Here is a 9,210-nt window from a genome sequence, read left to right as displayed (position 1 = left end):
CCCTTTTTTGTTCCTGCCTACCGGCGAGGGAGCCCCTCAAGGATTGAGGGGTTGGGGAGTTCGAAAGAGGGAAGTTTTTGGGATTGCCTTTTTTCAAAAAGGCGAGGTCTTATAGGATGGTTTTGGGCTTGCGCTGGCAAGCCTTCTTTTTTTGGTTTAGGCACGTGTGCGTGCCTTTGGCGAAGCCAAAATAGCCTCGCAGAGCACACGACTTTTCGAATGAAAAGTATAGTGTGCTATACTTTATGGTATAAAGTCTCTCTTGTGCCGAGTTTGTGCATAGGGGATGATGTGAGGAGGGTGTGTTGCATGAGTTATGCGATTTGCCGGATGCAAAAAATGAAATCGCACGACCTCAAGGGCATGCAATTTCATAATCAACGAGAACGAGAAAGTCGGACGAATCCGGACATTGATCAGACGAAAAGTCATCTCAATGTGGACCTGGTGAACGAGGAAAAGATTGATTACAATAAACGCGTCAAAGAGATCATTGAAAGCCAGAAAATCACTGATAGAAAAACGAGGAAAGATGCGGTGCTCGTGAACGAGTTAATGATCACCAGTGATCGGGAGTTCTTTGATCGTTTACCCGAAGAAGATCATCAGCGTTTTTTTGAGAAAAGCTATGAATGGTTAGCTGAACGGTATGGCCAACAGAATGTGGCCTATGCGGTGGTACATAACGATGAGAAAACGCCGCATATGCATATGGGCGTGGTACCGATGCGGGACGGGAAACTGCAAGGGAAAAACGTGTTTAATCGAAAAGAGCTCCAGGCTCTTCAGGATGACTTTCCGCAGTATCTGAAAAAGCAGCAGTTTCAGCTGGAACGGGGAAAAAAGGGATCCGATGTGAAGCACTTGCGCACACAGGATTTTAAAGCGAAAACGCTGGAAGAACAGGTTCAATCGTTAGAAGGAGAATTAAACGATAAACAGGCAGAGAAACAAGAAGTGGAAACATCGATCCAAGATATCAAAGGACGTTTAGATGAATTAGGAGCCTCTTTAGATAAGGTGAAACGGGTTGATGATATTCAAGTGAAGGAAGGGGGCTTATTTGGCTCTCAGACGGTCAAATTAAGCCGGGAAGACTATGAGGGTATTCAAACCCTTGCAAAGTCTTCGGAAACGCTGAGACACGAGAATAAGGCGTTACAAAACGAGAATCAGCAGCTGAAGGAAGATAAGCAGAAGTTGCAGAAGAAGAATGATAGATTACAAGAACAGGCTTCTCTGGCCGAACGGTATAAACGAGAGCGTGATCGGCTGGCCAACCTCATTCAGAAGATACACAACTTTTATAAAAAGCGCCTTCCTGAAGCTACAAAGACGTTTGAGCATGTGATGGGCTACTGTAAACAGGTACTAAATCGCAGTACCAAAAACCGTGATCTTCCTGCTTTTCGCAAAGATAACCTGACGAAGCATGAACAGGATGGATTTGATCAAGGAATTCAAGAGGTGAAACAGAAACGTTTGAACAAAAACCGGGGAATGGAGCGATAATTAAGCCTATTCCCCTCTTTTGAACATATGGTAGGATAAAAAGGAAGAGAATGTAAGATTTAGGGTTGTTCTCTTACAAGGTTTCAAATGTTTTAACCGCCTAGTAGAGTAGGCTTTTTTTCTGTTGATCAGAGGGAAAAAGCCTATTTTTTTTGCGTTGAACAAGGAAAAGTAATGTCCATGTCGAAATGGTTAACAACGAGGTGAACGCGATGAATCACAATAACAATGGGAACTCACAGAAAGCCTATTGGGCGAAAGATATAGCTGATTTGCTTGACATCAAGACCTCAACCCTACGAAGATGGTCGATTGAGTTAGAAAAGGCCGATTATCGCTTTTATCGTGATGAACATTACCGGCGTGCATACTTAGAAAAAGATATCATGCCGTTACGTAAATTAAAGGAATTTCTTGTGAATAAAATGAGCATGAAGGACGCCACAAAAGCTGTCGCATCGATGTTTCCTACAAATGATAACGGCGAAATCACACTACCCGTTCATGAAGAAAAAGAGGATGAACTGCGCTTATCGAAGCGTGAATTTAAAGAATACATTGATCAAGTAGCCAATCAAGCTGCGCAACGTGCTGCAGAAGAAACAGCCAAGGCCATGCAAGAAAAATTGAAAGATGAATTTGAAAAGCGTGATCGTATTTTAACGCAGCAGTTAAATGAATCCATAGAGCAAAAACAAATAGCAGCAGCGACTGAGGAACAGAACAAATCATGGTGGAAAAAGCTTTTTAGTAAATAAGTTTTAATGTTTCATCAGCTATGCAACATATATGTATCAATTTTGCATCATCTTGTTGCAAAAGAAGCAATATTCTATTGCAAATAGAATATTGCTTCTTTTATTTATGTATTTTATTCTCCGTTAGTGTATCTAAGTAAGACATTCATTCTATCGGCTTTACCGCCTTTAAAAAGGACATCTGGATTGGCCCTATAAAACCCATTTCTAACTTTAATTAAAAAGTTACTTTCTTGAAGAACTCCCATTGTTTCAGTAACCGTTGGAAGAGAAATTCCTGTATTCTCTGCAATATACCTGTGAGTACCTATGAACTGATTTTCTTTATTTAACTCATTCATAATGAACATAGCTACTTTTATTTTTTTATTGCCTATAAGATCAAGAGTTTCAAGAAGGTGCCCTAACCAAATTTTATGGAAATTAGCGTCACGTTCTTCTATATCTGTGACTTGCATTTCTTGTTTTTCTCCTGTTTCAGCATCAATAAATTCCTTTGTTCCCAGGAACTTGACCTTTTTTCTAGTCGCATTAGGTTTTTTATATTTGCTCATCTTTGTAACATTGTCCCCTTGCTCCTCTGGTGTAGCACTCATATGTATAAATCCTCCTTTACTATTTGTATAACTCTATTTTAACTCACAACCTTAATATAATACATAAATTGTATAAATGCAATTTATACAAAAGATATTAAAAATTTATACAGATAGTAAAGAAAACTTATACAAACACATCACCTATAAAAGCTGCCATATCAACATTTATTCAATAAATCACTCAAAATTCACTCTTATCTATAATTAAGAGATTCTCTTTTAATAGATTTAGGTTGTTACTAGAGTTAGAAACTAATTAACCAAAAGGCTTTTCTTCAGGAAAGGTTCGGGTCGTATTTTTCAAATCGCTGAAGCTGAAAAATCTCCACCCTTTCCCCCTTGCCTTCCGAAATTTGGCAGGTGCAGGCCTGTCGCCAAGCCGAACAGACCCAAAACGAGGAACACAGGGATTCGGCTTGTTTTATCCATGGTACCTGCCAAATCGCCAAAGCAACCGTTCCAAAATAGTAATCTTAGGCTACAAATCGTGACGCTTATAGACCGTGGGGTTCAGTCCCCACACGGCTGGCCATCCACCACCCCAAAACAAGGGGAAACCAAAAACTTGGTAAAGATCAACAAGCCTTTTTAGCTGTTTATTTTATTGAATAGGGGATAAATTGTGTTATTATTGTTTATACAATCATAATTATATAAACAGATAGGGTTTAAAACCTCCCTTTCTGTTTAAGCTAAAAAGGAGATTGTTAAGAAATGAGCGTGGAAACATTGGAAAACAAACATGAGAAGACCTATACACGTCGCGTGAGTCAAGTCGGAAATAGCCTATCTGTCAGTGTTCCGAAAGATTTAGCCGAGCTCTTAAAGATGAATAAAGGCGATGAAATTGTGGTTAGTTATGACGAAGAAAAAAACGGATTGGTCATGAAACCTGTAAACCATGTTCCGGAGGGGGTTCGTCCAGAAGTATTACAAGCGATGAATCGAGCAATCACAAAGTATGACGATGCCCTTCGCAATTTAAAAGATCGATAGGTGGTTTTGGGGGAAATGATGTATTTCACAGGGGAAGAAGTTTATCTATTACATGTAACGATGATGGAATTCTACAATGATCAAGAACAGGCCGGCATCAAATACCCGGATAAATTTGCAGCCATGCTAGAAAGACCCAAAACCGAATTATTTGGGGAAGAACAGTTTCCCACTGTCCTTGAAAAGGCTTGCTGCTATTATCATTCGATAGCAAGGGGAGGACATATTTTCCATAATGGGAATAAACGAACAGCGCTTGTCGTATTAGAAACGTTTCTTGATCTGAATGGATATGAACTCACATTTACTAATCAGGAAGCAGAGGATTTTACGGTGTATGTCACTAAAGATGATAAGTTTAAAGAAAATGATTGTATCCATTATCTTGTAGAAGAAATTAAAGATCATATCTTAAAAAAGGACTCCTCAGAATGAGGAATCCTTTTTTAATTTCATTTTGATTTTTAGGAGCCTCCGCCTTTGACATCATAAGTTCTATCGCTTAGATATGTACCATCCTTGTACACATAAATGTAATTTCTTACGATATAATCATAATTTGGACCATTCTCATATTTTATATATTTGTAATTCTTCTCTGTACTGCCAGGTACCGCGCTTGAAACTGCCCAAGAACCAGCCAGCCCTAAAGCACCTGCCAAATATTTATAAGTACCTATAGGCCAAGTTAACAAACTAGACTTTGCATATACATATGTCGATCCAAAAATAAAATCGCTTTTAGTCAATGTGGCCGTAACAGTACCTATGTAATCCCATTCAGGATCCCCACCAGGGCGTTCCGGTCCACGGGCAGGTTCATCTTTGGAATAGGACTTAACAGTTTCCTCACCAAATTTTTGTTTTGCGAGTTGTATCGCTTTTTCCTCTTGTTCATCGGTAAACTGAGGGTCATTTTTGATTTTGACAATCAATTCATTCAATTTTTCTTCTTCTGAAGTTTTTTGTTTGGCAAAAGCAGAGTAAGGCGTAAATACAGACAATATCAAACTAAGTATTAAAAAGGTTTTAAAAATCTTTGAATACATTTTATCCCTCCTATGTTATTTATTACATTTTGTAATATAACATACATACAATTGTAATACTATCATATATTGTAAATTTTCTAAAAAATCGTAAAAAAAGGGAAATAATAGGTTTGGATGTTCCTTTTGGTATAATATACTTTGTGTTAAAATATGTTTTCATCAAGGAGGGAAAGTATGAAAGGAAAAAAGATATTTTTCTATTTGTCTTACATTCTCATAATTTGTGGGATTTTTATTGTATATAACTATTTATCTTTTGGAAACTATGGTACTCCATTTGGAGTTAATATTGAAGAAATGGATAACAGAGTCATTATTCAGGAATATGACTGGAAAGGAAGTGTTTCTAACCAATTTCAGTTAGAGAATCTTAAGGAAAATAACATAGAATTAGAGGTGTTGGAGTCTCAATTTAAAAAGACATTTTCCATATTAGTTACTCTAGCATTAATTTTATTATCTGGTATTTACATAAAGATATCTTCAAATAAGTTAAATGTTTCAACTAATAAATTAGATATTCCTGTTATATGGTCCAGAATATTTTTCATCTTATTGTTTGGTCTTTTTGTGGTTTTATCTATAATGACTATATTACAATATAACGATTTAATTATTCAGAGTGAAAACTTGTTAAACGAACTGGATCATCTAAAGTAAAAAGTGGCCTATATAGGCCACTTTTTACTAACTCCATTAATTAACAGACTTAGATAAATATGCTGTTGAAGCTCTTTCACCAGATGAAAATGCACCCCTTCTATATCTACTGTAAGAGCTTTTCTCCAGGCAAGGTCCGGGTCGTATTTTTTGAGAACCCCACTCAAAAAATCTCCACCCTTTCCCCCTTGCCTTACGAAATTTGGCAGGTGCAGGCATGTCGCCAAGCCGAGCATACCCAAAACGAGGAACACAGGGATTCGGCTTGTTTGGTCCATTGTACCTGCCAAACCGCCTGAGCATCCGTTCAAAAAACAGCATCTTAAGCTACAAATCATGACGTTCATAACTTGGGGGCTAGCCCCCAAACCCCCAGCCACCTCACACCCCAAAACAAGGGGTTAAAAGAGAAAATCTAGTAATAAAAAGAGACACCTTTTTAAGGGCGTCTCTTTTTATATGGAGAGAAGTTATTATTGTGCAGCTGTCTTTCCGTTCTTAAAAATCTTAATTAGTTTTTATAATATGTTCAGCTACCTTTATTATCTTCTGCTTATCTATTGGATTGTTTTCTTTTGGAAGTTGATCACTATAAGTCAAATAATAATTTTTGTCATTATAGTAGAAATTTATTATTTGAGCATTACCATTATCAACATAAGTCCCTTTTACTCCCTTGATTAAATTTAAGGATTCATGTTTGGACTTACCTGAGTCAATTAAGTTTACTTTTTGATCAGTAATCTCTATATTAAAAACTTTACTTTTAGGTCCTTTATACTCAATCTTTAACATCGGTTTTTCACCAACATCCATTGTATGAGCACCTGTGCTTTCAACTTCGAAAGGTAATGTCTTCTTTGGAAGTTCGACATCAAATGGAACTTTCTCTTTAGCAACATCAATTCCTTTTTGATCTTTTTGTATAGAAATACCAGTCTTTTTTCCTTTATCATCAGAAGCATTAGCTGTATTACCACTAGTAAACTGAAATAATCCCCCGGCAATTAATCCCAAAACCAAACTTAAACAAACTAGTAATAATGGTTTTTTTCTCATATTTAGCCTCCTCTTTATTGTCTTAACGCAGTAACAATATAAGTATTTCCGTTATATGATCCGCCATTTCTAATTTGTGTAGTTATTTCTGGTTCTTCTCCGTCATAATACTGTACACTTCCTCCGGTGCTTGCATTAGAGATATAAAACACGCCGTCTGTTAAATATCTGTAATCAATATCTGGGTTCTTATATAATTCACCACTTTGCGGAACATAAATCCAATGTCCTGTGAAAAATGATCCACCACCATTTTCAGGTGCATAAACCCCAACGTCATATTTAGTGCTGGAAACGTCAATATAATATGGACCGTCACTACGTGCAGTATCAGTTCTTGCAACATTCCAATCAAGTTCAGTATTTGCCGTGTAGTTATAACAAGAAGTCCAACTACTATATACATCACAGAATTTAGATGCAGCTGAACTTATTCCTGTTAAATTGTTAGTAAGTATAAAACCAAAGAAAAAAGTCCCAACCAATAGAAGGCATTTCATTATTTTCCCCATCGAATTCTCCTTTTTCTTCATATTTTGTAATAATTAGCTAAACTAGTTTAACCAATTATTAGTATAAAGGTAATTATATTACAATTCAATATTTTCCAAATAATTAGTCTTTTTTACTATTTCTACTTTTTAAATATAAAAAAACCCAGGTTCCTATTATTAAGGAACCTGGGTTAATCATTAAATTACTAGGAATAATCACGAGTCTGGAATTGGTCAGAACGACTACGTTTAGATGGAATACCTAGCAAAACGCGAATTATACCTATAGCAAGAAAAACACCTACTATACCTAATGCCATTCCCAAAGTAATACCTCCCTTTATTTTTATTTTAAACGTTCGAATGAATTGGCTACTTCAATAAGGTTTTCTTTATTTAATTCCCCATTTTTTGGTGAACTTAGCGTATAAGATAAATTATCTTTTTTCCACTTTAAAATGTGTGCCTGATCTGCATTAATATAGGTTGCTTTACCTTGATCGATTTCTAAAGTTTCTCCATCACCTGATAAATTTACATCTCCCCCAAAAACTTCCAGTTTCAACCCCATATTTGCATCTTGGGGAATGTACATAATAGATATGGTTTTTTGAGAATTCATAATGCTAATATCTTTAGAGTAATTTTCATAAGGAATCTTTTGAGGTAATTCTGGTGATATTTGAGCTTCGTCAAGTTTATTTACGAATTTTTCTTGATATATCGTATCTTTGCTAACATTCTCGCTTGTACTGGAATCATTAGAACTACCACAAGCAGATAAAACCAGGAATGTACTAATACACATTAATAATAGTATTTTCAAGATTAAAGCCTCCAATCACAAAATAATTTTACATTTCCAATTATTACAATAACATCTTTCTAATTTTGTTTATAGGAGCTAAAGATTTAGGGTCGTGGAAAATAAATTCGTTCTTACTTTATTTGCGTGGTAAAATAAGGAACGTGTAGCAAGGACTGTGTCCTCCGTCGAAAGGAGGATACGCACCTATGAGTCTTAAAGGCAACAAGGAAGCAAGAAAACCTTGCAGGGTAGAAAAGACGGGGAACTGGTTGAGAGTCATCTACTTTTCCTTGCTAATTAGTAAGAACGTGCTGTTTAGTGCATTACAATACTTAGGTATCTTGTAATTAAGCTACAGCCAGCAACATGATGGGTTGTATTGTATGGCTTAGTAAGGAGATTGTATAAATGGGAATTTAAAGCTTCATATCCTTCTTTTTCGTTCGGAGAATGGATCTCTGTTGTTTCATTAGAGCTTGAGTACACAATCTTTTTGGAGGATGATAGAAAAGGACTATTTGAGCAGTCAACTGAAAGGTCATCTGCAATCTGTTAATAACATGAAAAAGCACGATTCTTCAAAGATGTTAGAGGCATCCTTAGAAGATCGTGCTTCTTTTAATGGGTCTAATAGGAATTTTTGCGCTTTCAGTGTACAAGCTTTTCAAATCAGAACAGCAAGATTTTTATGGAAAGCTTGATCCTGATTCAGCCCGATTACTAGTAAAGGCTGTTTCCCATATACTGGTTAAAGACCCAATTCGCTCTGAAGATACGCACGCTTAAAGGCAAGAGTGCATTTGCTGTAAAGCTTATTATATTAGTATGCCGATGCAATTGCAAAAAATTCATCCAATAGTGATTCTCATAACTTCACACCCCATAAATGTTAGTTTTTAGCAAAGCTAAAACGAACAGAAAAGGGGTATAGTTCCATTTAAATATGAAGAGCACCCTTATATGTATTAAGAAGCACTAAACGGTTTAGAGATGCTTTAAAATGATTTAAGAGCGATGTGAAATTTTTTAAAGAAAGTCTTTCTGAGCGTGTGTCCACGGTAAATGGCTGACTGAAACGAAAGTGGAAGGAATTTAAGGAGTGGACATACTGGATGCACCCGAACCCTCTTGGCACCGAACAAAAACCCTTTTTTGTTCCTGCCTACCGGCGAGGGAGCCCCTCAAGGATTGAGGGGTTGGGGAGTTCGAAAGAGGGAAGTTTTTGGGATTGCCTTTTTTCAAAAAGGCGAGGTCTTATAGGATGGTTTTGGG

At 36.6% G+C, this 9,210-nt stretch carries 12 protein-coding genes; 6 read left to right on the top strand and 6 right to left on the bottom strand.

Going from position 1 to position 9,210, the window contains the following annotated elements; genetic code table 11:
* Window positions 1-309: 309 nt before the first annotated feature.
* Together mobV and B5354_RS00370 are read left to right on the top strand one after the other, a co-directional pair.
* Window positions 310-1,512, top strand: coding sequence for a MobV family relaxase (gene mobV / locus B5354_RS00375; RefSeq protein ID WP_139377024.1), 1,203 nt, complete (start codon window positions 310-312; stop codon window positions 1,510-1,512).
* A 212-nt stretch (window positions 1,513-1,724) separates the two neighbouring features.
* Window positions 1,725-2,270, top strand: coding sequence for a hypothetical protein (locus B5354_RS00370; protein ID WP_079524886.1), 546 nt, complete (start codon window positions 1,725-1,727; stop codon window positions 2,268-2,270).
* Between the two features lie 113 nt (window positions 2,271-2,383).
* Here the strand turns inward: B5354_RS00370 and B5354_RS00365 are convergent, their stop codons facing one another.
* Window positions 2,384-2,866 carry a replication/maintenance protein RepL gene (locus B5354_RS00365; RefSeq protein WP_079524885.1) on the bottom strand — a complete coding sequence of 161 codons (483 nt, stop codon included), beginning with the start codon at window positions 2,864-2,866 and terminating at the stop codon, window positions 2,384-2,386.
* A 717-nt stretch (window positions 2,867-3,583) separates the two neighbouring features.
* Here B5354_RS00365 and B5354_RS00360 point away from each other — a divergent pair.
* Both B5354_RS00360 and B5354_RS00355 read left to right on the top strand, forming a co-directional pair.
* Entirely contained in the window at window positions 3,584-3,865 is a 282-nt protein-coding gene (locus tag B5354_RS00360) for an AbrB/MazE/SpoVT family DNA-binding domain-containing protein (RefSeq protein ID WP_079524883.1), read from the top strand.
* 15 nt (window positions 3,866-3,880) lie between these two features.
* A complete protein-coding gene (locus tag B5354_RS00355) occupies window positions 3,881-4,300 on the top strand; it encodes a type II toxin-antitoxin system death-on-curing family toxin (RefSeq protein ID WP_079524882.1) in 420 nt (139 codons plus the stop codon).
* Between the two features lie 29 nt (window positions 4,301-4,329).
* On the opposite strand, the gene B5354_RS00350 is transcribed toward B5354_RS00355, so the two are convergent.
* On the bottom strand, window positions 4,330-4,914 hold the full coding sequence (locus B5354_RS00350) for a hypothetical protein (RefSeq protein WP_079524880.1): 585 nt from the start codon (window positions 4,912-4,914) through the stop codon (window positions 4,330-4,332).
* A gap of 177 nt (window positions 4,915-5,091) precedes the next feature.
* Here B5354_RS00350 and B5354_RS00345 point away from each other — a divergent pair, with 177 nt between their 5' ends.
* Window positions 5,092-5,577 carry a hypothetical protein gene (locus B5354_RS00345; protein ID WP_079524878.1) on the top strand — a complete coding sequence of 162 codons (486 nt, stop codon included), beginning with the start codon at window positions 5,092-5,094 and terminating at the stop codon, window positions 5,575-5,577.
* A gap of 8 nt (window positions 5,578-5,585) precedes the next feature.
* On the opposite strand, the gene B5354_RS00340 is transcribed toward B5354_RS00345, so the two are convergent.
* The 4 genes from B5354_RS00340 to B5354_RS00325 form a co-directional block, all read right to left on the bottom strand.
* The gene (locus B5354_RS00340; RefSeq protein ID WP_176142370.1) at window positions 5,586-5,888 is read right to left on the bottom strand and encodes a hypothetical protein; all 303 of its coding nucleotides are present in this window, start codon (window positions 5,886-5,888) and stop codon (window positions 5,586-5,588) included.
* Between the two features lie 196 nt (window positions 5,889-6,084).
* Window positions 6,085-6,636 carry a hypothetical protein gene (locus B5354_RS00335; RefSeq protein ID WP_079524874.1) on the bottom strand — a complete coding sequence of 184 codons (552 nt, stop codon included), beginning with the start codon at window positions 6,634-6,636 and terminating at the stop codon, window positions 6,085-6,087.
* A 14-nt stretch (window positions 6,637-6,650) separates the two neighbouring features.
* On the bottom strand, window positions 6,651-7,148 hold the full coding sequence (locus B5354_RS00330; RefSeq protein ID WP_079524872.1) for a hypothetical protein: 498 nt from the start codon (window positions 7,146-7,148) through the stop codon (window positions 6,651-6,653).
* Between the two features lie 328 nt (window positions 7,149-7,476).
* Window positions 7,477-7,956, bottom strand: a complete 480-nt coding sequence (locus B5354_RS00325) for a DUF4367 domain-containing protein (protein ID WP_079524870.1) — start codon at window positions 7,954-7,956, stop codon at window positions 7,477-7,479.
* 188 nt (window positions 7,957-8,144) lie between these two features.
* Here B5354_RS00325 and B5354_RS20325 point away from each other — a divergent pair, with 188 nt between their 5' ends.
* On the top strand, window positions 8,145-8,285 hold the full coding sequence (locus B5354_RS20325; protein WP_176142369.1) for a hypothetical protein: 141 nt from the start codon (window positions 8,145-8,147) through the stop codon (window positions 8,283-8,285).
* Window positions 8,286-9,210 lie beyond the last annotated feature (925 nt).

Source organism: Halobacillus hunanensis, from assembly GCF_900166655.1.
In the GTDB taxonomy this organism is placed as follows: Bacteria; Bacillota; Bacilli; order Bacillales; family Halobacillaceae; genus Halobacillus_A; species Halobacillus_A hunanensis.
Note: the sequence above shows the minus strand (reverse complement) of the source record. Positions and strands in the feature narration are given on the sequence as shown.